Source organism: Streptomyces aureus (genome assembly GCF_000725495.1).
Classification (GTDB): Bacteria; Actinomycetota; Actinomycetes; order Streptomycetales; family Streptomycetaceae; genus Streptomyces; species Streptomyces aureus_B.
In genome coordinates, this window is record NZ_JNZD01000031.1 from 1 (window position 1) to 21,504 (window position 21,504).

Here is a 21,504-nt window from a genome sequence, read left to right on the forward strand (position 1 = left end):
CGACGGTGATGTCGCCCTTGAGGGTGGTGAGGGTGAGGGTGCCGGGGGCGGCCTCGCCGACGGTGATGTCGCCGGCCTGGGCGCTGAGGGTGAGGGTCGTGGAGGCGGCCCGGGCGATGGTGATGTCGCCCTTCTGGGTGCTGATCTCGGCGGGGCCGTTGAGGCGGCCGATCGTGATGTCGGCGTCGAGTCCGGTCAGGTGCGCGCGGTCGGCCTCGTCGAGCTTGACGGTGCGGTGGCCGCCCTCGAAGGTGACGTTGCCGAGGCGTCCCACGCCCCGCAGTTCGGCGGCGGCCGTCGTCGCCTCGACCCTGGAGCCGGCCGGCAGCTGCACGGTCACCTCGACGGAACCGGAGGAGCCGAGGATCCGGCTGCGGGCCCCGGGGATCTCGATGCGCAGGACCCCGTCGGCGTAGGAGACCTCGGTGCGCTCGGCCGCCTTCACGTCACGGCCCTGGGAGGCGTCGGCGGGCAGGACCTCCACGGTGGTGTCGGCCCGGTCGTGATGCGTCAGATTGCAGTAACAACAGGTCATTGCGTTGATTTTGTTGCAACCACCCTGCCGCTTAATGCAATACGAGGTGTCGCGCTCGTTGCAATGGATGGCGCTGAACGCACTGCCGGACGCGCGTCGGGGCAGGAGCCGACGCGCGGAGCGCCGAAGTCGGCCGTGAGGCGGTGAGATGTCACGCGCCGCACACCCTGGCGCGGCGCGCACGCTGGCCCGTACGGGTGAAGAGGCGTGACCCACCCGTGGCCACAGGTGGCCCGCGGCGGGCCGGGTCGGCATCGTTGCCTCCGCACGATCGACCGACGTCCTGGAGGACCCCTCATGCTCGGTACCGACTTCAGCACCGGATCGCCCAACTGGCTCGACCTCGGCAGCCCCGACACCGAGGCGGCGGCAGCGTTCTACGGCGCCGTGTTCGGTTGGCAGTTCGTCTCCGCCGGTCCGGAGGCGGGCGGGTACGGGTTCTTCCAGATCGACGGGAAGACCGTCGCCGCGCTCGGGCCGCTCACCCAGGAGGGGGCGCGGTCCGCCTGGATGATCCACTTCAAGGCCGACGACATCGGGGCCACCGTCTCGGCCATCACGGCCGGCGGCGGCACCATCCGGATGGAGCCCATGGACGTCATGGGCGAGGGCCATCTGGCACAGGCCACCGACCCGCAGGGCGCCGAGTTCGCACTGTGGCAGCCCGGCAAGACCGCGGGGCTGGAGATCGCCTCCGCCCCGAACACGCTGCTCTGGGCGGAACTGCACGTCCCCGACCCCTTGGCCGCCATCGCCTTCTACGAGGGCGTGTTCGGCTGGCGAAGCCAGGACATGCAGACGCCGGGCATGACGTACCGGGTACTGAGCACCAAGGACGGCGACCAGCAGGACGCCTCCTTCGGCGGCGTCGCCCCGATGGGTGACGGCCCGGGCGAACGGCCCCGCTGGGTGCCCTACTTCTTCGCGGAGGACGCCGACGCCACGGCCGCCACGGCCACGGCGAACGGCGGGTCGGTGCTGATGCCGCCGGCCGACGTCCCGGAGGTGGGCCGGATCGCCTGGCTCGCGGACCCGTCCGGCGCGGCGTTCGCCCTTCTCAAGCCGGACCCGCGGATGTGACGGCAATGAGCCGCCGGGCGGAGGCCCGGCGGCCCGCTCGCTCCGGTCAGGCGGCGCGGCAGAGTTCCGCCTGACCCCCCGGTGCCGCGACGCGGCCCGCGACCGCGGACACGGGGCGTGCGCCAGGAATGGGGCCCAGGCCAGGAACGGGGCGCGCCCCGGGAACGACGTCCGCCCCTCCCGCACGGCCCTGACGGGTGGCCACGGCCGCGCCCCGCGCGCCGCCCTTGTGGCCGCGCGCGAAGACGACCAGCCGCAGCACCACGAACCGCGCCGCACCGGCGAGTCCGGAGGCGGAGAGGTAGACGGCCTGCTCGAGCACGGCACCGGGCGACGCCACCACCAGGTGGAGGGCCAGCATCGCCGCACAGGTGACCGCGTACGCGGCCGCGGCCGAGCCGGACGACTGCACGTGCTGGCGCCAGGTCGCGCGCCCGCCCGCACCGAACGTGAACCGGGCGTGCAACTCGGTGGCCAGGAGGGTGGACGCGGCGGTGACCAGGGCGTTGGCGAGTCCCCAGTACATCCAGGAGGCGAGTGCGGCCACGGCGAAGCTCGAGGCCAACCCCACGCCCCCACCGCAGAGCACGAAGCGCGCGAACGCCGCTAAGGCGCCCGGACCGGCGGCGCGTCGGCCGCCCCGCACTGTTTCCATGATCCCCACCCCTGTCGACCGCCCGCTCGATCCGGCCGCTCCCCGAACACGCGCTCCCGGGCGCGCGAACCCTCCGACCTCTGTTTCCAACAACGGAAAAGCTACGTTGCCTTCACACTGGCGGCAACACATTTATCTCGAGTATTGGTCGATTTCGCAGGCAGACAGCGGGAAATTGTTGCAATGATTCACCACCTAACGCAACAACGCCTCGACAACTCCATTGCAATGAACGCGCGTGAACACTACGGTGAGGTGGACCAGGAAGCACGACGAGGGATCACCGAGGAGACCGCGATGCCGGGAGGCCGACTCACCCAGCAGGAGCGCCAGCAGATCGCGCTGGGGCTGGCCGACAACCTCCCGTACGCCGAGATCGCCCGGAACCTGGGCCGGCCCACCTCGACCATCACCCGTGAGGTGATGCGCAACGGCGGGCCCACCTCCTACCGGGCCGAAGTCGCCCACCGCGCCACCGAACGCCGCGCCCACCGCCGCAGGACCGCCCCGTCCCAGGGTCCGGAATCGGCGCCCCAGCCGCACGGGCGCGACGCCCAGGCCGTGGCGGACTACGAGGAGACCTTCACCAACGTCCTCATGGCCTCCGGCGTGTCCAGGATCCCGGCACGTGTCCTGACCAGCTTGTTCACCTCCGACGCGGGCAGCCTCACCGCGTCGGAGCTGACCCGGCGCCTCCAGGTCAGTCCGGCCTCCATCTCGAAGGCCATCACGTTCCTGGAGAGCCAGAGCCTCGTGCGCCGCGAACGCGACGAGGGCCGCCGGGATCGCTACGTAGTCGACAGCGAGCTCTTCTACCAGGCCACCATCGCCAGCGCCCGCGCCAACGACGAGGTCGTCAGGACCGCTCGCGAGGGCGCCGCGGTGCTCGGCCACGACACCCCCGCCGCGATCCGGCTCGAGAACGTGGCCCGCTTCCTCGACCACATCAGCGAGAGCATCATGCGTGCCGCCGAACAGGCCCGCGAGGTCCTGCACTCCAAGCCCACGCCCACCGACCGCACCTGACGCCGGTTCACACCACGGTCGGGCAGGCCCTAGGACCGCTCCCACTGCTCCCGGGTGATCTCGTACCGAACTCCCCCGTGCTCGGAACCCTCGACCATCTCCATGTCGGGCGGAGTCGGGATGGTCTCCGTGTGCGTCATGGCGAGCTTCTCCATGATGTTGCGCGAACCGCGGTTCACGGTCATCGTCTCGGCCCAGACCGTGCGCACCCCGAGCTCCGTGAACGCCTTGGCGAGCAGGGCCCGCGAGCCCTCGGTGGCGTACCCGCGGCCCCAGGCGGCCTGCCGCAACCGGTAGCCGAGTTCGACCTCGTCCCGCGGGCCGTCCGGCTCGGGGCGCAGGATGAACCAGCCGATGAACGCGTCGCCGTCCTTCTCGTGGGCGGCGAACAGCCCCAGGTCGCCGTCCCACTTCGCGTAGCCGGCGAGGATGTTCGGAATGTAGCGCTCGCGGACGATGTCCGGCGCGGTGGGTTCGCCGCCGGACAGATAGCGCATGACCGCCGGGTCGCTGTCCAGCTCGATCAGCAGGTCCGCGTCATCGGCGGTGAAGCGGCGCAGCGTCAGGCGGTCGGTCTCGAGATAGGTATCCACAAGCGGATCATGCCCGGAAGCGGGTCACGGACCCAGTGATTTTTCTCGGGGGCTCGTGGCAACGGCACTCCACCACCGCCCCAGCGCGGACCGAGCCCCACCCGGAACCATGGGAACCGTGAACGGCTCCGCGCGGGACCGTGATTCCGCCCGGAGCGCCGTACCGCCCGCCGGCGTCCTGTCATCCCCCGCGGACCCCGGCGGGCCCCCACGGCCCCCCGCGACGACCGTCGGAAACGGTGACGTCAGGGCATGCGCCTCACGGACCCCCGACCGCCGAGAGCAGGCGCTTCACGGCCTCGTCGACCGTGGAGCGGGGACAGCCCAGGTTCACCCGCATGTAGCCGTGTCCCTCGGCTCCGAACTTCTGGCCCTTGTCCAGCCACAGCCGTGCCTTGGTCAGCATGAACCGGTCCAGCGACTCGGCGTCCATCCCCAGGCCCCGGCAGTCCATCCACGCCAGGTACAGGGAGTCGGCCGGCAGTACCCGTACCTTGGACGTGGCCGAGTTGACCGCCTGTGCGAAGGCCGCGTGGTTGGCGCGCAGGTAGGTGAGCAGTTCCTCGAGCCAGGGCTCGGCGTGCGCGTACGCCGCCTCCGCCGCGACCATGCCCAGCACATTGACCAGCGGGAACACATTGCGATCGTACTGGCGGGCCAGTTCCGCCCGCAGCCGGGGATCCGGCACGAAGACGTTGGCGCTCTGCAGGCCGGGCAGGTTGAACGTCTTGCTCGGGGAGGTGCAGGTGATGCTGTTGCGCGCGAACTCCTCGCCGAGCGAGGCGAAGGGGATGTGACTGCCGTCCGGATCGAGGACGAGGTCCTGGTGGACCTCGTCGGAGACGACCAGGACGTCGTGCCGGGCGCAGATCTCGCCCATGGTCCGCAGTTCGTCCTCCGTCCAGACGTTCCCGGTGGGGTTGTGGGGGTGGCTGAGGATGAACAGCTTGGTGTCGGGACGGATGGCCGCCTCGAACGAACGGGCGTCGAAGCGGTAGCCGTCGTCGTGGCGCTCGAGGGGCGCGAAGGCGAGGTGACGGCCGTTGAGCAGGACGTCCTCGTGGAAGTGGACGTAGACCGGGGGCTGGATCAGGACCGAGTCGCCGGGTGCGGAGAACGCCTGCACGGCGGTCTTGAGCGTGGTGATGATGCCGGAGGTCTGCATCACCCACTCGCGCGGCACCTCCCAGCCGAAGCGCTTGGCCTGCCAGCCGGTCACGGCGTCGAGGTAGCTGTCGGTCGCGCCGCCCGGGTACCCGAACACCCCGTATTCCACGGCCTGATGGAGCGCGTCGATCACCACCTGAGGAGCCCGGAAGTCGGTGTCGGCGACCCACATGGGCAGCGGGTCCGCGGCGATCTCGTCCGCCGTCAGGAACTGGTCGGCGGCTGCCCACTTCATGGAGTTGCTGTTCCTGCGGTCGATGACGGCGTCGAAGATCGATCCGTCCCTCGCCACGGCACCGCTCTGCCGTGCCCGACCGCGAGGTGCGCTCTCAGGTGACATGCCTGGATGGTAGCCAGGGCGTCCCGTTTGATCGCTCTTGAAACTCGATCATTCTTGAACGGGATCGTTCCTGAACGCGATCGCTGGAAGGATCCCATCGGTAGGGTCGGGGCCCAGGAACATGTCACCTGGGGGGACCGATGACGGACGCAGTGCCCATGGTTCTGGTCCACGGGACGCGCTTCAGCGCGGGGCAGTGGAGCGTTCAACTCGCCGCGCTGCGGGACGAGTTCCCGGTGGTCGCCGTCGATCTTCCCGGCCACGGCGAGCGCGCGGCCCAGCCCTGGAGCCTGAGTGCCGCGACCGAGATCATCGCCGCCGCGGTGGACTCGCTCGACCGCGGGCCCGCCCTGGTCGTCGGGCACTCCCTCGGCGGGTACGCGGCGCTGGAGTTTGCCCGGCTCAGTCCGCACCGGCTGCGGGGGCTGGTCCTCGCGGGAGCCAGCGCGTCCACCCGTGGTCTTTCGGCCCTGCCGTACCGGTGGATCGCCGGGCTCGTCCCCCTGGTGACCGCTGATCGCCTGACCCGGTGGAACGACCGCTTGCTGCGGCGCCTCTACTCACGGGACGTGGTGGAGGCGACCATCCGGTCGGGCTACGCGTTCCACACCCTCCCGGCGGCCTGGGGCGAGGTGCTCGGACGCTTCGACGCGAGCGCGATGCGCCATGTGAAGGCCCCGGTCCTCATCCTGAACGGCGAGAAGGACACCGTCTTCCGGGCGGGGGAGGCGGACTTCGCCCGCGCACATCCGAACGCCCGCGTCGAACTGATCCCCCGGGCGCGGCACCTCGCCAACTTCGACGATCCGGAGGCCTTCACCGACGCCGTCCGCCGTTTCGCCCGCGAACTCCCCGCCGTCGACTGAAGACGCGGCCCCCTCGATCGCCCGACGTGTCACGTCTTCCGAGGGATCCCGGGTGCGGGAGCGGTCCCGGGTGCGGGAGCGGTCGCGGGCTCGACCTCGGCGTCCGGGGCCAGCCGCAGCCCTGCTCTGGTGAGGAAGTCGCCGAGATCGATCCGGCCGCCGCCCGTTCCGTCGTCCCAGCACGTCCGAAGCCTCGACTCCTCACCGTCCCAGGTGTCGGTGTCCTCGCTCGGGTGCTGCTCGACGGTCCCCTCACCGTGGCGGTACCTCAGGTACAGGTACTGGCCTGAGGTGGTCCAGGCGTCCCACTGGGCCGGAAAGCCGCCGCAGGTCTGCACGACGCGCGCGATGGTCGCGTCCTCGTGCGGACGGTCCCCGGCGGCTCCGGCATGCTGCTCGTCGTCGCTCACCCGGCGATGCTCGCACGGCCTCTCCCAAGGGGCACCCGGATTTCAGCCCTGTCCGTCCCGCAGCGCCGCTCGCCCCGGAAGGCTGACCGCGAGCAGGCAAAGGCCGACGGCGGTCGCGGCGAACGCTCCGTAGACCAGTGGGGGAACGTACGGGGACTCACCCGTGAGACCGCGCATCATCGGGACCAGCGTGGCGGCCGCGATGGCGGTGCCCAGGACCACGCCCGTCACCGCCACGAGCAGGCCCTCCCAGCGAAGCATCCGCATCACCTGGAGCCGGGTCGAGCCGACGAGGCGGAGCATGCCGAGTTCGCGGCGGCGGTCCAGGACGGTCATCACCAGGGTGTTGACCGCAGCGACGGCCGCGAAGCCGCCGAGGACACCGGCCATCGTGTAGTTGGCCCAGGCGTTCAGCTCGTGGTCCTCGTCCTGCTGGACGGCGTACCCGGAGGCGTCGGCCACCTCCCCGAGGGAAGTCAGGGCTCTCGCCTCGCCGCCCCGTACGAGCACTGTGCTGTCGAAGCCCGACGTGACATGGCCGGCCAGGGACGCGCGGTCCATGGTGACCGCGGCGAGCCCGAGGCCGCGGCCGTAGACGGCGACGACCTCGGGGCGGGCCCTGGTCCCGTCCGGGAGGTAGAGGGACAGCCGGTCGCCGACCCCGGTCTTCGCCGCGGTCGCGAGGGTCTTGTCGATGGCGATGCGGCCACTGCCGACCCGGTCCAGGCTCCCGCTGCGTACGTCCAGGTCCTCGACCCGCGCGAGCTGTGCGGCGGAGCCGGTGACGCCCTGGGTCGCCGCACCCTGGAGCCATCGGTCGCCGCCGGAGCCGACGGGCACGAGGACCTGTGTGTCGAGCAGGCCGACCGCCGCGTCGACGCCCGGCGCGCTGGCCGCCCGGTCGACGGCGCCGGCGGGCAGTCCGCCGGGACGCGTGACCACGTGGTCGGCCGTGACGCCGGCCCGGAGCTGGCGCGCGGCGACGTGGCTCTCGCTGGTGTGCATGAAGACGAGGGTCGAGGCGAATGCCACGGCCAGCACGATCGGCGTGATCGCCGAGGCCAGCCGTCGCGCGTTCGTACGGGAGTTGGCGGCGGCCAGCGAGGCCGAGGGTCCGCCCTCGCGCAGCACCAGTCCGAACAGCGTGGCGCACACCCACGCCACGAGCGGGCCGAGCAGGGCGACGGCGAGCATGAAGAGCATCACGACGCCGAGGGCGGCGTTGGCGGCGTCGTCCCCGGCGGACCGGGCGGCCAGGCCGGTGAGGAACACGCCGCCGACGAGGGCGCCGACGCCGAGCGCGGTACGGACCACGCCCGGCCGCAGCCGCTGGACCGACGCCTCGGTGAGCGCCTGGCCCGGCTTCGTCTTCGCGGGCCTGCGGCCGGCCGCCCATCCGGCGACGAGCGCGGTCAGCAGGCCGGTGCCCACCGCCACGAGCAGCGGTACGAAGGACACGTGCAGGTGCACGTCCGCCGGGACGGCCCCGCGGTCCTTCAGCTGACCGAACCACCAGTGCGCGAGCCCGGCGCCGGGCAGGCAGCCGAGAAGACCGGCGACGGGGGCGACGAGTACGGCCTCGGCGGCGACCGCGCGGCGGATCTGTCTCGGCGTGGCCCCGATCGCGCGCAGCAGTGCGAACTCCCGGGCCCGCTGGCCGACGGACAGCGCGACGGTGCCGGCCGCCGTGAACACCGCGACCACGGTGGCGATCCCGCCGAAGGAGCCTCCGAGGCCGGTGAGCGTCTCCTTGGCGTACCCGAGCCCGTGGTCCTCGACGGCGCCACGGCCCGCGCCGGTGTAGACCTCGGCGCCGGAGCCGGAGACCGCCTTCCGCACGGCGGTGGCGAGGGTGTCCACGTCCGTGCCGTCCTTCGGCATCACGGCGATCGCATCGGCCCTGCCCGCGTGCCCGGCGAGCGTGGCGGCCTCGGCGTCCGCGAACCAGTCGGTGGCGCCGCCGGCCACCTCGCCCGAACCTGCCGTCGCCAGCCCGGACACGCGGAAAGCGGTGCGCCCGGTGGCGGTTTCGAGCGCGACGGTGTCACCGACACCGGCCTTCGCGGCTCGCGCGGCCGCCGTGTCGAGCACGACCTCGCCGGTGCGGGGCGCGGCTCCCGCGGTGAGCGCCGTACCGGTGAAGACGTGTGATCCCCAGCCGTGCCCGGTGAGCGTGTCCTGGCCCTGACGGACCGGGAACGTCTGGTCCGCCACCGCCGCCTTCACACCGGGCACGCGCGACGCCCGGTCCGTCAACGCCGCGTCCAGTCGGGCCGTGTCCGGCAGGAGGGCCGGGGAGTCCGAGCGGCCGTCGCCGCTGCCGGTGATCAGGTGCGCGTACTGGTCGGCCCCGACGACGACCGGCGCCTTCGCGTACCGCTGCGCGGGCACGGAGGCCCGCACACCGGTCTCCAGGAGGATTCCGCAGGCGGAGACGATCAGTGCCGCCATCATGAGGGCGACGAACGTGCCCGCGAACGAGGCGGGTTTGAAGCGGACGGCCGCGCGGGCCAGGCCTTGGGGGCGAGGCTCCTCACGCCGCGGCCCTCGCCATCACGCGCGTACGGGAGCCGAGGGTGGCCATCCGCGCCGCGATCTGCTCCGCCGAGCCCCGGTCGAGGGCGTCGGCGAAGACGCCGTCCGCGAGGAACAGCACGCGGTCGGCCCACGCTGCCGCCACCGGGTCGTGGGTGACCATGACGACCGTGGCGCCGAGGACGTCCACCGCCTGGCGCAGCAGGCCGAGGACCTCGGCGGCGGTGGTGGTGTCGAGGGCGCCGGTGGGTCCGTCGGCGAAGATCACGTCCGGGCTGGTCACCAGGGCGCGGGCGATGGCGACCCGCTGCTGCTGCCCTCCGGAGAGCTCGCCCGGCCGACGCCCGGCCTTGTCGGCGAGCCCGACCTGCGCGAGGACTTCGGCGGCCCGGCGGCGGTCCCGTCGCCGGCCGGCCAGGCGCATCGGGAGCAGCACGTTCTCCTCGACGGTGAGGGAGGGCAGCAGGTTGAACGCCTGGAAGACGAAGCCGAGGCGGCTGCGGCGCAGTTCGGTGAGCTGGTTCTCGCGCATGCCCGTGATCTCCGTACCCCCCAGCCGTACGGACCCGGCCGACGGCCGGTCGAGCCCTGCGGCACACTGCAGGAACGTGGACTTCCCGGAGCCCGAGGGGCCCATGACGGCGGTGAACGTCCCACGGCCCAGGGCGAGGTCGACCCCGGCGAGGGCATCGACGGCGGCGCTGCCACGCCCGTACCGCCGCCGGACCCCGCGCAGTTCGACAGCGGTCCCGGACCGAGAACCCTGGACCCCCGTCCCCTCGTCCGTGGTCCGTCGCCTGTTCCCACGCAGCCTCAATGTCCCGCCCTCTCACGATCTCCTCGTAGCGACACTTCGACGCTACGGATCACGGCCACGCCGGACCATGGCGGCTGCCGGCGGATCAGAGGTGGGGATAACCCGAGAACGAACGGGCGCGGGCCGGAGGCTACTCGTCGCGATCGGAACCCTGGGCGCATTGACTGCACGGAACATGGTCACTCAGCTGGTACTGACCGTGGCTACGAGGCATCGGCATAGGCGAGGTGGGCCCCGCACTCGGTGCAGCGGAAGAGCATCGCGGTCGCGCCGACACCGAGGTTGGTCAGAAAGGTCTCGAGTTGGCCCTCGTCGTGCCAGCCGCTCAGGCGGAGCTCCGTACGGAGCCCGTCGAGCGCGTCGGGGTGGCGAGCGAGCTCGGCGTGGCCGACCTCGCCGATGAAGGCCGCGGCGTCACCGCAGTGGACGAGCCAGTGCGGATCCTGCCAGGCGCTGAATCCGGGGGTTCGGCGTGTGACCTGCTCCAGGATCTCGGCGCTGACGCCGTCGAGCCCGTACGCGTCGGTGAACTCGCCTTCGAATCGTGCGGCGGCACTGCCGTCGGCGATGCACCAGGGGCAGAATCGTCCGCTGACGTCCTGCGCCGTGTAGAAGCTCGCCGTGTAGATCCAGCCGGTGGCCCGTCCGCAGCAGGCGCAGACCTCGGTGCTCGCGCGGAAGGATCCGCTGGCGACGGGATCGGGGTGGTAGCGGAAGGAGGGCAGGTCGACGCTCACGCGTGCGCCTGCCGCACGCGGTGGGCCACGACGACACGGGGCTGAGCGTGGGTGGGGCTGCTGGACAATCTCATGGGTCGCAGTCTGTAGCGCAAGCACCGCCGCGATCAAGAGCCAGGCGTGGATTTCTGCTGGTCAGGGAGGTGGCGGCGCGCAGGCTCGCGAGCTGCGCGGTGAGGGTGGCGGTCCTCGAGGTCGCAGTGCGGGCGACGGTACGGCCTCGGGCTCGGTCGGCTGGGTACGAGGGGTCGGGGTGACAGACGGGTCCTCGGTGCGGGACGATCGCGACGTGTGCGGGGCCGCTGTCGTCCAACACCTCGGGCGGTGGGCCGCGTACGGACGACCAACGATGCTCGGCCTCGTGCCTTCCATGCGGGGCCGGAGAGGACACATGTGTCGCTCGCTCTCGAAGACCGCCTGGCCATCACCGAACTGGTCTCCTTGCACGGTCACCTCATCGACGACGGAGCCCTCGACCGGCTGGACGAGTTGTTCACCGCCGACGTGGTCTACGACCTGACCGACTTCGGCCAGCGGCCGCTCTCCGGAGTGGCGGCCATCCAAGAGGCCGCCCGGGTGCTCGGCGCGGCCAACCCCGTCGCACACCACGTCACCAACGTCGTCGTCACGGCCGCCGAGGAGGGCCGGGCGCTGGTCCGCTCGAAGGGGCTCGGCATCACGGCGGACGGCTCCTGCGGTTCCGTCACCTACGACGACACGGTCGTGCGGACCCCGCGTGGCTGGCGGATCAGCCATCGCAAGGTGTCGCCACGCCGGATCCCCTTGAGCGGAGCGACGGCGGCGGGCTGACGACTCGACAGGGGCGGACCGTCCCTCCCGCGTGGCTCTTTCAGCGCCCCGGGTGACTTGTCTCGTCCGCGTCCGGCTGTCAGTCCAGGTAGCTCGCGCGCCCCTCGTCGTCGAGCTCGAAGGGGCCCTCAGGGATGACGCAGAACTCGTTGCCCTCGGGGTCCGCCATGACCAGGAACCCACCGTCGGCGTACTGCTCCAGCCTGCGCCCGCCGAGTGACTCGACCCGTTGCTGCTCGGCGGCGGGGTCGGAGGCAGTGATGTCGAAATGCATCCGGTTCTTGCCCGTCCGGCTTTCGTCGGTGCGCTGGAAGCCCAGGCCCAGGCCGTTCTCCCGCCGCAGCCACACGTAGGGGCCCATGCGGCCCACGATCGGCCTCCCGAGCAGTTCGGACCAGAACGCGGCGAGCCGTTCGGGGTCGTCGGCATCGACGATGAGGGCATTGATCTGCGCGGATGAGTCGGCCATACCGCGATCTTCTCAAACCGCCGCTCGTCGCGGACCACGTAGGGGATCTTGAGCCTACGAGCAGCCCATGGCAGGCTCGTGACGCATGATCAATGATTTCGCGAAGGACAACCTGCACCGGAGACTGCGGCGGGACCGCGAGGCCCTGCTCTGGAAACTCGACGGCTTGTCCGAGTACGACGCCCGCCGACCTCTGACAGCGACCGGGACCAGCCTGCTCGGCCTGGTCAAGCACGTGGCCGGCGTCGAGGCCAGGTATTTCGGCGAGGTCTTCGACCGCCCCTCCCCGGAACCACTGCCCCGCTGGCAGGACCACGACGGCGGCGATCTGTGGGCGGCCGAGCACGAGACCCGCGATCAGATCATCGGGTTCTACCGGCGTACGTGGGAGCACGCGGACGCGACGATCGAGGGGCTTCCCCTCGACGCCCCCGGCCACGTGCCGTGGTGGGCGGAGCCCTCCCCCAACACGAACCTGTTCGCCGTCATGGTCCATGTCCTCGGCGAGACGAACCGGCATGCCGGGCACGCCGACATCCTGCGCGAGGGCATCGACGGCCGGACCGGGATGCGTCCGGAACATGAGCAGCAGATCGACGAGGAAGCGCGTGCGGCCTACTTCTCGAAGGTCGAGCAGGCCGCCAGAGCGGCCGCACCGATCAAGTCTTGACCACCAAGGCTTGACGATCAAGGCTTGAACGACTGGCTCCACCGGCGCCTCGAAACCCGGCCTACTGGTCGCGCTCGGGCCAGACGGGGCGCTGGTCGATCCACTGGACACCCTTGTTGCGGCAGAGGCAGAAGGGGTGGCCGATGGGGTCGGAGTAGACGCGGAAGCCGTACCCGCTGGAGCCGACGCAGTCCCGCTCCAGGGTCGCGCCGAGGGACAGGACGCGGCGCTGTTCGGCCTCGATGTCGTCGACCTCGAAGTCGAGGTGGAACTGCTTGGGGTGCTCGCTGTCGGGCCACTGCGGGGCGCGGTAGTCCTCCACCTGGATGAAGGCCAGTTCAATGTCGCCGAACTCGATACTGGCCCAATCCGCGTTGCTGCCCTCCTTGACCGGGAGCCCCACCACCTCGGAGTAGAAGGCGGCCAGCTTCATCGTGTCCGGGCAGTCGATGATGAAGTCCGTCAGTCGCAGCATCCCACGATCTTGTCACAGGATCGAATGGGCCGGACTTCGAAAACGCCCCCTGTCCGCCCCGGTTGACGAGCTGTCGGATCCTGCGGGACGGCCGCCTTCGAGAGAACGCCGCTCACCGGGCCACGCTCACGGGGGCATCACCCGGCTTCACCATCCCGCCCTCACGGCACGAGCCGGCTGCAACGAGCACCGGTATGCCTGAGACGCCCGCACTCGTGAGTGACGGGAGCGAACCCGACAGGGACGTCAGCGGGGGCTCTCACCTGCGGTTCGTCTGGCCAGCGGGTTTCATTCAGCTGGAGTGCACCCTTCGTCAAACTTTGAACAGCACAGTTCGGCCTCGTGCCTTCATCTTCTTCGCGCAAGCGCCTCGCCTCGGTAGTCGCCGGGGCCTTGACCGTCTCAAGTCTGCTCATCTCCGGGCTGGTCGCCGCGCAGCCCGCCGCTGCGGCGGACCCCGCCGGCTTCCAGAACGTCCGGATCAACGAAGTCACCTCGTCGAACAACGACACGGTGGAGCTGTACAACGCCGGGTCGGCCGCGGTCGGCATCAGCGGCTGGAAGATGTCCGACGACAGCTTCTCGCAGCAGTCGTTCACCCCGTCGTCCACCACGATCGCGGCCGGCGGCTTCGTCACCTTCGACTCGCCCAAGGGACTGGGCGACGCGGACAAGCTCGTGATCTACACCGCCGACGGCACGCTCGTCGACCGGGTCGACTGGGCCAGCGGCAAGGCGAAGCCGGCGATGGCACGCTGCGGCGGTGACGGCTCCGGTGCCTGGGTGACCACGACCACGGCGGCCACGTTCGGCTCCGCGAACGCGGGCGGATGCCCCGCGTCGATCCCCGCGGCGAGCAAGGTCCGGATCAACGAGGTCACTTCGGACGGCTCGGACACCGTCGAGCTGTACAACGGCGGCACGAGCGCCGTCAGCCTCAGCTCGTGGAAGTACGTCGACAACGACACCACGCACTCCGCGGTCACCGTCTCGTCCTCCTCGCCGAGCGCGACCAGCATCCCCGCGGGCGGCCGCGTCACGTTCAACTCCACCATCGGACTGGGCGGCAACGACTCCGTCCTCCTCCTGGACGGCAGCGGCAACACGGTCGACTCGGTGACCTGGGCGGCCAACGGCGCCACGCCGTCGGACGAGCGCTGCGCCGACGGCACCGGCTGGTTCCAGACCGCCGCGACCGCGACCTTCGGCAGCGCCAACTCCTGCTCCGGCAGCGGTGGTGGCGGCGGCGGTCAGACCGGCCAGCTGCTGGGCGGCGGCGGCTCGCTCACCAGCGGGTGCACCCCCGAGGCGCCGAGCGGCACAGGTTCCACCCCGTCGGGCACCCTGGCGTGGCCGGGCGGTCTTGACGTCACCATCGCGGACAACGTCTGCGCGTTCACCACGTCGACCGGCACGGAGGGCCGTGACGTGAGCGGTCTGGCCTTCGATCCGTCGAATCCGTCGGTGCTGTGGGCGGCCAAGAACAAGAACTGGCTGTACAAGCTGGTCAAGAGCAACGGCAAGTGGATCCCGGACTCCTCCTGGAGCGCGACCGGCAAGCAGATCCGCTTCTCGAACGGCTCCGGCCAGCCGGACTCCGAGGGCCTGACCGTCGGCGCCAACGGCCACATCTACGTGACCTCCGAGCGTGACAACGCCAACAACACGGTGCCCAAGGACACGATCATGGAGTTCGATCCCGCGGCCACCGGCTCGACGCTGACGCCGGTCCACCAGTGGGACATGACCGCGCAGTTCCCGCAGCTGAACACGGGCAGCAAGGACGACGCCAACCTCGGCTTCGAGGGCGTCGGTTACGTCCCGGACAGCTGGCTCACCGCCAACGGCTGGGTCGACCCGCTCACCGGCTCGGCGTACAACCCGGCGAACTACCCGCTGCACGGCTCGGGCCTGTTCTTCGCCGGCCTGGAGTGGGACGGCTCGCTCCACGTCTACGGCCTCAACTCCGACGGTACGTTCACCACGTTCGGCACCATCGCCACCGGCAAGGCCTCGGTGATGGACGTGACCTACGACGCCGGAACCCAGCGCATCATCGCCACCTGCGACAACACCTGCGGTGAGACGCACACGTTGATGAAGGTCAACGCGAGCGGCGCGATCGTCCCGGACGTGACCTACACCAACCCGGCGGTCATGCCTGTGGACAACCTGGAGGGCTTCGCCGTCGCGCCGGCGTCGACGTGCGTCAGCGGCTTCCGCGAGGCGGTCTGGTCCGACGACGGCATCTACGGCTTCGGCTCCGGCACCTCGTCCTACGGCCACGCCCTCTACAGCGGCACCTTCCCCTGCTGAGTCCGCCAACCGGCCAACAGCACTGAGGCTCCTGGCAGTCGGGGCACGACCAAGGCCCCCGACTGCCAGGAGCTTCTCGCCACCCACCCGAACCGACCTCGCACCCACCGAGCCCCCGGCAGCTCCGTTTATTCGGTTGACCCGGTCCGTACAGTGTTCGGGTGATGGACAAGTTGATCAACGATCTCCGTGACGCGTACGACGCGCAGTTGCGTGGTGTCACTCCGCCCGGCGGGAGCACCCGTGTCGAGACGGACGGTCCGCTGACGCGTGTCGTCGGCTGGCATCGTGGCTTCGTCACGGGGCCGCGAGACCTCGGGGTGCGTGGGGAGGAACTCGACGAACTCATCGCGCGGCAGCGTGACTACTACGCGGACCGTGGCGAGGCCGTCGAGTGGAAGACCCGGGCCCACGATCTGCCCGGCGACCTCACCGACCGGCTCGTCGCGGCCGGTTTCGTCGCCGAGGACCCGGAGACCGTGCTCATCGGACGCTCCGCCGATCTCGCCGCCGACCCCGTCCTGCCCGAGGGGGTGACCCTTCGCCGTGTCACCTCCGGCGAGGACCTGCGGCGCATCGCCGCGATGGAGAGCACCGTCTGGGGCGAGGACTGGAGCTGGCTCGCCGACGACCTCATTGCCCGGGTCCAGAGCGCCCCGGAGAACATCGTGGTCCTCGTCGCCGAGGCCGGCGGGGAAGTCGTCTGCGCGGCCTGGCTGGTGTTCAAGGACGGCGTCGACTTCGCCGGGCTCTGGGGCGGTTCGACCCTGGAGGAGTGGCGCGGCCGGGGCATCTACCGGGCCATGGTCGCCCACAGGGCCCAGCTCGCCGCCGCCCGCGGCGTCCCCTACCTCTACGTCGATGCCTCGGCGGACAGCGCCCCGATCCTCGGCCGCCTCGGCCTGCACGCCGTCACCACGACGACTCCGTACGTCTGGTCGCCCTGAGGGCTGTCAGGGCGGGAGCCCGGACGTGTGACATGGTCCGAGGCGAACGGACACGGCACCGGCCCCGCACGTCCTGCGTACGGGGCCGGTCTCGTCGGAATGCGGTCCGGATCAGGGGCAGTTGAGGCGGGTGTCGCCCGTGTCGGTCGTGCAGGTGTCCGTGTTGGGGCCGCCGTCGGCGGTGTCGTTGCGGGAGACACCGTCGACGGTGTTGAGGTTGTCGCTGCCGACGTTGCCGAGCAGCGTGTCGTTGCCGGCACCCGCGTTGAGGGTGTCGTTGCCGGTTCCGCCGTCGATGCGGTCGTTGCCGTAGCCGCCGAGGACGGTGTCGTTGCCGGCGCCGGCGTTGACGGTGTCGTCGCCGCCGAGGGCGCAGATGACGTCGTTGCCGCTGGTGCCGGTGATGCTGTCGTTGCCGCTGGTACCGATGCGGGTGCAGCCGTGGGCGTTGTTGACCGTGGTGCCCGCCGTCGCGGTGTTGTTGCCGGTGTTCGGGTCGGTCTGGGTGGCGGTGGCCGTGGCCCGGTCGGTGAGGGTACCGGTGGCCCGCGGTTCGGCTGCGACCGTCACGGTGACGGCGGCGCCGGGCGCGAGGGTGCCGAGGGCGCAGCTCGCCGTTGTGGCGGTGGTGGTGCAGGTGCCGGAGGTCGCGGTCGCCGAGACGACGGAGGCGGCGACTCCGCTGAGGGTGTCGGACAGGGAGACATTGGTCGCTGCGGTCGTCGTGCTGGTGTTGGTCACCCGCACGGTGTACGTGGCCCGGTCGCCGATGCTGACCGTGGCCGGACCGGACTTCGTCACCGACAGGTCCACCCCGGGCGGTGGCGGCGGGGAGCCGCCGCCCTCGAAGCGGGCCAGGGCGAAGTCGCCGTCGGGTCCGCCACCACCGGCCGCGACGATTTTCCCGTCCGGCTGGAGGGTCAGACCGCGCGCGGTGTCCGTGCCGCCGAAGTCCGCGGTCGCGAGGCCACCGGTGCCGAAGCCGGTGTCCTGGCTGCCGTCGGGGTTGTAGCGCAGGACGGCGAAGTCGCCACCGGGGCCGTTGGTCCCGGCGACGACGATCCGGCCGTCGGCCGGCTGGAGCGCCACGTCCGCCGCCCCGCCGCCCGGGGTGATCACCTTGCCGTTGCCGTCGAAGCTGGTGTCCAGGGCGCCGTTGGGAAGGTAGCGGGCCAGGGCGAAGCGGGCGCCGCTGCCGCCGGCGGCGACGATCTTCCCGTCGGGCTGGACCGCGAGTCCTTCCACGGAGTCGTAGTCGCCGAAGTCGGTGCGGACGATGCCGTCGCCGTCGAAGGTCGTGTCCACGCTGCCGTCGGTGTTGAAGCGCATCAGCGCGAAGTCGAAGGCGGTCGTGCCGACTTCGCCTCCGACGACGATCTTCCCGTCGGGTTGCAGTGCCAGCGCGCGGCCGTCACCGCCTTCCTGCAGGGTCTGCCCCGCCGGGTTGGCGGTCACCGACCCGTCGCCGCCGAACGTGGGGTCCGGGGTGCCGTCGCTCGTGAGGCGGAGCACCGCCATCCGGCCCCCGCTGTATCCGGCCGCGACGATCCTGCCGCTCGCGTCGACCGCCACGTCGCGGGCCTCGGTCGGCCCGTCGAAGTCGGCGAACACCCGGCCGTCGCCGCTGAAGGTGTTGTCCAGGGTCCCGTCGGGGTTGTAGCGGGCCACCACGAACCAGCAGCAGTCCTCGTACTCCCGCCAGCTGCTGCCCACGACGACGATCTTGCCGTCGGACTGAAGGGTGACGGCCTGGGCCTCGCTCCACTGGAGGCTCGAGCCGAGGTTGTTGACGGCGGTCGTGACCGTGCCGTCCCCGCCGAAGCCGGTGTCCGGGGTGCCGTCGGGGTTGTGCCGGGTCAGGGCGAAGTCGCTCTCGACCGCCCTGTCGTCGACGGACGCCCCGACGGAGACGATCTTCCCGTCGGGCTGCACCGCCACGTCGTTGGCGTGATCGTCGTCGGCGATGCCCGTGAGCACCTTGCCGTCGCCGCTGAACGTGGTGTCCAGCCCGCCCGGGGCCGCGGCCGCGGTGCCGGGGAGGGTCAGGACCAGGGCGAGGACGGTCGCGGCGACGGTACCCGCCCGCGCGCCGACGGACCGGCGGCGTCTGCCCTGCCGGTCCGTTCGAACAAAGGGTGTGAACATGCGCGACAGCCTCCCGGCGTCCGCACGCCCCGACGGCCACCACGAGGGGGGTTGCCCTTACCGGACGTACGATTCCATCCGCCCGGGTGAGCAGGGTCGATATGGCTTTCACATGGTCGACGCCGCTGGTCCGGCCGGGTCCCTAGCCCCAGGTCCGGCGGCACAGGTCGACGATGCCGGGGGCGGTGACCCCGTTCGCCCTGCGGCACAGCTGACGCATCTGGCCCTGCCGGGGCTGCGGACGGACGCGCGGCGCCTGCGGACGTGGGCGATGACGCTGGGGACGCGCGTGGGTCCGCGACGCCTCACGGTGCTGGGGAACGACTAGTGCGTGCGGCACCCGGCGCGTCGGCGGGATCACGCCCGGCGCGCGTCGTACCGGGCGCACCGGCCGGTGCCGGTGCGTCCTGGCGGCCTTGGGGCCGCGCCGGGGCGGCCGGTGCTCGGTTCGTACCAGAGCGGACCGGGACGACGGCTGCACCTGCGTCACGGGCGTCGGCGAAGCCGGGCCGTCGGCGGCGAGCGAGGCGCGTACACCAGGGCGGCCGTCGGCCGGCGGGGCATCGGGCGTCACGGTGGTGCAGCCCGTGATGCTCAGCAGGGCCAGGAGGAGAAGGGTCAGCGGGCGAGGAGGCACCGGCCCACTGTGCTCCACCGTCCCCGGGAGCCGAGGGGCGCCACGCGGTGGCTCACCACAAGGCGGGACGGTGCCCCGGAGGTTGACGAACGTCGTTCGCGGGCGGGCTCGCGGCGGCTGCGGGTCGGTGTGCCGGTCCGCCGTACGCCCTTCGGGCAGCGGGCGCCTGCCGGATGCGGCGGCCCCGGGGACCACGGCCGACTCGGCCCTGCTTCCTGTGGCAACGGGAGTTCCGTACTGCCTGATTCCAGCCGACCGTGACGGCGCCTTGACCGGCGCCCGGTTTGCGGACCGGCACCCCCGTGCACGCCGGTCAGGTCGACCGCCCGCTCCCCCACGGCATGGACGGACACCGCTCCAAGAGGGTCGGCGCGATGGCGATGAACCGATGCGGCCGTTTTGACGTCCCGACAGCCGGCGGCCCGGGCCGCCGGACGGGTGCACAGAACGGGCACAGGGCGATGCGGAAGGCATCATCCCTACCCACTCCCAAGGCCCCGAAACAGCCCCGAGCGCTTTTCGGAACGCGGGATCATGGCGGCCTTTCGGCGTGTCCTCGGCAACAGACCTCACGTGAAGCAAGTCACGGCTGCGTGCTGTGCCGAAGAGCCTGTTCCACCATGTAAGTTCCTGCGTCCAAGGGGCGTGGACTCCCCCTGATCACCCATTCCCGCCTGCACCTCCGCGCCCTCTGAGGGAGACATCGCCATGCCCGCACAAGAATCGGCCCAGCATCCGCCCCAGCGCATCGGAGTGGTGGCCGAGTCCACTCCGGGCGAGACACGTGTCGCGGCTACGCCCGCCACGGTGCGCCAGTTGGTCGGGCTGGGCTACGAGGTCGTCGTCGAGTCGGAGGCCGGCACGGCGTCGGGCTTCACGGACGAGGCCTACACCGGGGCGGGCGCACGGATCGGGGACGCCTGGGGCGCCGACGTCCTGCTGAAGGTCAACTCCCCCTCGTCGGGCGAAATCGCGCGCGTGCCCGACGGAGCGACCCTGGTCGGTCTGATCAGCCCCGCCCAGCGGGCGGACCTCCTCGCCGAGCTCGCGAGCCGCCCCATCACCGTACTGGCCCTGGACGCGGTACCGCGCATCTCGCGCGCTCAATCGATGGACGTACTCAGCTCCATGGCCAACATCGCCGGATACCGGGCGGTGATCGAGGCGGCGCACGTGTTCGGGCGCTTCTTCACCGGCCAGGTGACGGCCGCGGGCAAGGTCCCACCGGCGAAGGTGCTGGTGGCCGGTGCCGGTGTGGCCGGGCTGGCCGCCATCGGTGCCGCATCCAGTCTCGGCGCGATCGTCCGGGCGACCGATCCTCGGCCGGAAGTCGCCGACCAGGTGCGGTCGTTGGGCGGTGAGTACCTCCCGGTGAACGTCGCACAGGAGGAGAGCACCGACGGTTACGCGAAGGCGACCTCCGCCGACTACGACCGGGCCGCGGCCGAGCTGTACCACGATCAGGCCAAGGACGTGGACATCGTCGTCACGACCGCGCTGATCCCGGGCCGCCCGGCCCCGCGTCTGCTCACGGCGGAGGACGTGGCGGCGATGAAGGCGGGCAGCGTCATCGTCGACATGGCCGCCTCCCAGGGCGGCAACGTGGCGGGGACCGTCGCGGGCCGGACCGTGGTCACCGACAACGACGTGACCATCATCGGCTACACGGATCTCGCGTCCCGGCTGCCCACCCAGGCGTCCCAGCTGTTCGGCACGAACCTGGTGAACCTGCTCAAGCTGCTGACGCCGGGCAAGGACGGCCGGCTGGTCATCGACTTCGACGACGTCGTCCAGCGCGCGGTGACGGTGGTGCGCGAGGGAGAGGTCACCTGGCCGCCGCCGCCCGTTGCCGTCTCGGCCGCGCCCGCCCAGCCCGCTCCCGCGGCCACGGCACAGGCCGCGCAGCCCAAGGAGTCGCGGCTCACCCCGGCGGCCCGGTTCGCCCTGATCGGCGCCGGCATGCTGGCGATGTTCGGCCTGGTCGCGTTCGCCCCGGCGCAACTCGCCGCGAACTTCACGGTGTTCACCCTGGCGGTGGTGATCGGCTACTACGTGATCGGCAAGGTCCACCACGCGCTGCACACGCCGCTGATGTCCGTCACCAACGCGATCTCCGGGATCGTGGTGATAGGAGCGCTGCTGCAGATCGGGCACGAGAGCGCGGTCGTCACCACGCTGTCCTTCGTGGCGATCCTGCTGACGAGCGTGAACATTTTCGGCGGCTTCGCCGTCACCCGCCGCATGCTGTCCATGTTCTCGAAGGGCTGAGCCGCA

At 71.3% G+C, this 21,504-nt stretch carries 20 protein-coding genes; 8 read left to right on the plus strand and 12 right to left on the minus strand.

Translation table 11 applies throughout. The features are described 5' to 3' along the window. On the minus strand, positions 1–535 hold a 535-nt coding region (locus IO36_RS30800; RefSeq protein ID WP_051901087.1), incomplete at its 3' end, for a DUF4097 family beta strand repeat-containing protein. Positions 536–832: 297 nt separating this feature from the next. Between IO36_RS30800 and IO36_RS30805 the strand changes: the two genes are divergently transcribed. Then, the gene (locus tag IO36_RS30805) at positions 833–1,615 is read left to right on the plus strand and encodes a VOC family protein (protein ID WP_037624535.1); all 783 of its coding nucleotides are present in this window, start codon (positions 833–835) and stop codon (positions 1,613–1,615) included. Between the two features lie 46 nt (positions 1,616–1,661). Here IO36_RS30805 and IO36_RS30810 read toward each other — a convergent pair whose 3' ends face one another. Further along, positions 1,662–2,270: a GtrA domain-containing protein gene (locus tag IO36_RS30810; RefSeq protein ID WP_037624538.1), complete on the minus strand. Its 609-nt coding sequence runs from the start codon at positions 2,268–2,270 to the stop codon at positions 1,662–1,664. 297 nt (positions 2,271–2,567) lie between these two features. Between IO36_RS30810 and IO36_RS30815 the strand changes: the two genes are divergently transcribed. Continuing rightward, complete coding sequence (locus IO36_RS30815) at positions 2,568–3,296, plus strand: helix-turn-helix domain-containing protein (protein WP_037624648.1); 729 nt, start codon at positions 2,568–2,570, stop codon at positions 3,294–3,296. 29 nt (positions 3,297–3,325) lie between these two features. Here IO36_RS30815 and IO36_RS30820 read toward each other — a convergent pair whose 3' ends face one another. Together IO36_RS30820 and IO36_RS30825 are read right to left on the minus strand one after the other, a co-directional pair. Continuing rightward, positions 3,326–3,889, minus strand: a complete 564-nt coding sequence (locus IO36_RS30820; protein ID WP_037624540.1) for a GNAT family N-acetyltransferase — start codon at positions 3,887–3,889, stop codon at positions 3,326–3,328. A 259-nt stretch (positions 3,890–4,148) separates the two neighbouring features. After that, entirely contained in the window at positions 4,149–5,396 is a 1,248-nt protein-coding gene (locus IO36_RS30825) for a MalY/PatB family protein (protein WP_037624542.1), read from the minus strand. 140 nt (positions 5,397–5,536) lie between these two features. Here IO36_RS30825 and IO36_RS30830 point away from each other — a divergent pair, with 140 nt between their 5' ends. Further along, on the plus strand, positions 5,537–6,262 hold the full coding sequence (locus tag IO36_RS30830) for an alpha/beta fold hydrolase (protein ID WP_037624544.1): 726 nt from the start codon (positions 5,537–5,539) through the stop codon (positions 6,260–6,262). Between the two features lie 29 nt (positions 6,263–6,291). Here IO36_RS30830 and IO36_RS30835 read toward each other — a convergent pair whose 3' ends face one another. The 4 genes from IO36_RS30835 to IO36_RS30850 all read right to left on the minus strand — a co-directional run bounded on the left by IO36_RS30835 (position 6,292) and on the right by IO36_RS30850 (position 10,761). Beyond that, entirely contained in the window at positions 6,292–6,672 is a 381-nt protein-coding gene (locus IO36_RS30835; protein WP_245173549.1) for a hypothetical protein, read from the minus strand. Between the two features lie 42 nt (positions 6,673–6,714). Continuing rightward, on the minus strand, positions 6,715–9,126 hold the full coding sequence (locus IO36_RS30840; RefSeq protein WP_245173550.1) for an FtsX-like permease family protein: 2,412 nt from the start codon (positions 9,124–9,126) through the stop codon (positions 6,715–6,717). Positions 9,127–9,205: 79 nt separating this feature from the next. Continuing rightward, entirely contained in the window at positions 9,206–10,024 is an 819-nt protein-coding gene (locus tag IO36_RS30845) for an ABC transporter ATP-binding protein (protein ID WP_037624548.1), read from the minus strand. A gap of 203 nt (positions 10,025–10,227) precedes the next feature. Further along, positions 10,228–10,761 carry a CbrC family protein gene (locus IO36_RS30850; RefSeq protein ID WP_037624550.1) on the minus strand — a complete coding sequence of 178 codons (534 nt, stop codon included), beginning with the start codon at positions 10,759–10,761 and terminating at the stop codon, positions 10,228–10,230. Positions 10,762–11,154: 393 nt separating this feature from the next. Between IO36_RS30850 and IO36_RS30855 the strand changes: the two genes are divergently transcribed. Further along, positions 11,155–11,571, plus strand: coding sequence for a nuclear transport factor 2 family protein (locus IO36_RS30855; protein ID WP_037624552.1), 417 nt, complete (start codon positions 11,155–11,157; stop codon positions 11,569–11,571). Between the two features lie 79 nt (positions 11,572–11,650). Here the strand turns inward: IO36_RS30855 and IO36_RS30860 are convergent, their stop codons facing one another. Further along, on the minus strand, positions 11,651–12,040 hold the full coding sequence (locus IO36_RS30860) for a VOC family protein (RefSeq protein ID WP_037624554.1): 390 nt from the start codon (positions 12,038–12,040) through the stop codon (positions 11,651–11,653). Between the two features lie 85 nt (positions 12,041–12,125). On the opposite strand from IO36_RS30860, the gene IO36_RS30865 reads away from it, so the two are divergent. After that, complete coding sequence (locus tag IO36_RS30865; protein ID WP_037624556.1) at positions 12,126–12,710, plus strand: DinB family protein; 585 nt, start codon at positions 12,126–12,128, stop codon at positions 12,708–12,710. A 61-nt stretch (positions 12,711–12,771) separates the two neighbouring features. Here the strand turns inward: IO36_RS30865 and IO36_RS30870 are convergent, their stop codons facing one another. Next, a complete protein-coding gene (locus IO36_RS30870) occupies positions 12,772–13,185 on the minus strand; it encodes a VOC family protein (protein WP_037624559.1) in 414 nt (137 codons plus the stop codon). A gap of 342 nt (positions 13,186–13,527) precedes the next feature. On the opposite strand from IO36_RS30870, the gene IO36_RS45050 reads away from it, so the two are divergent. After that, positions 13,528–15,501 (plus strand): lamin tail domain-containing protein, encoded by a 1,974-nt coding sequence (locus IO36_RS45050; RefSeq protein WP_078943551.1) that lies wholly within the window; start codon positions 13,528–13,530, stop codon positions 15,499–15,501. A gap of 164 nt (positions 15,502–15,665) precedes the next feature. Continuing rightward, entirely contained in the window at positions 15,666–16,448 is a 783-nt protein-coding gene (locus tag IO36_RS30880) for a GNAT family N-acetyltransferase (protein WP_037624561.1), read from the plus strand. Positions 16,449–16,559: 111 nt separating this feature from the next. Here IO36_RS30880 and IO36_RS30885 read toward each other — a convergent pair whose 3' ends face one another. Together IO36_RS30885 and IO36_RS47130 are read right to left on the minus strand one after the other, a co-directional pair. Then, the gene (locus IO36_RS30885) at positions 16,560–18,593 is read right to left on the minus strand and encodes a DUF11 domain-containing protein (RefSeq protein ID WP_037624563.1); all 2,034 of its coding nucleotides are present in this window, start codon (positions 18,591–18,593) and stop codon (positions 16,560–16,562) included. A gap of 142 nt (positions 18,594–18,735) precedes the next feature. Further along, complete coding sequence (locus IO36_RS47130; protein ID WP_158997605.1) at positions 18,736–19,230, minus strand: hypothetical protein; 495 nt, start codon at positions 19,228–19,230, stop codon at positions 18,736–18,738. 708 nt (positions 19,231–19,938) lie between these two features. Here IO36_RS47130 and IO36_RS30890 point away from each other — a divergent pair. Further along, positions 19,939–21,498, plus strand: a complete 1,560-nt coding sequence (locus IO36_RS30890; protein WP_037624565.1) for a Re/Si-specific NAD(P)(+) transhydrogenase subunit alpha — start codon at positions 19,939–19,941, stop codon at positions 21,496–21,498. Positions 21,499–21,504 lie beyond the last annotated feature (6 nt).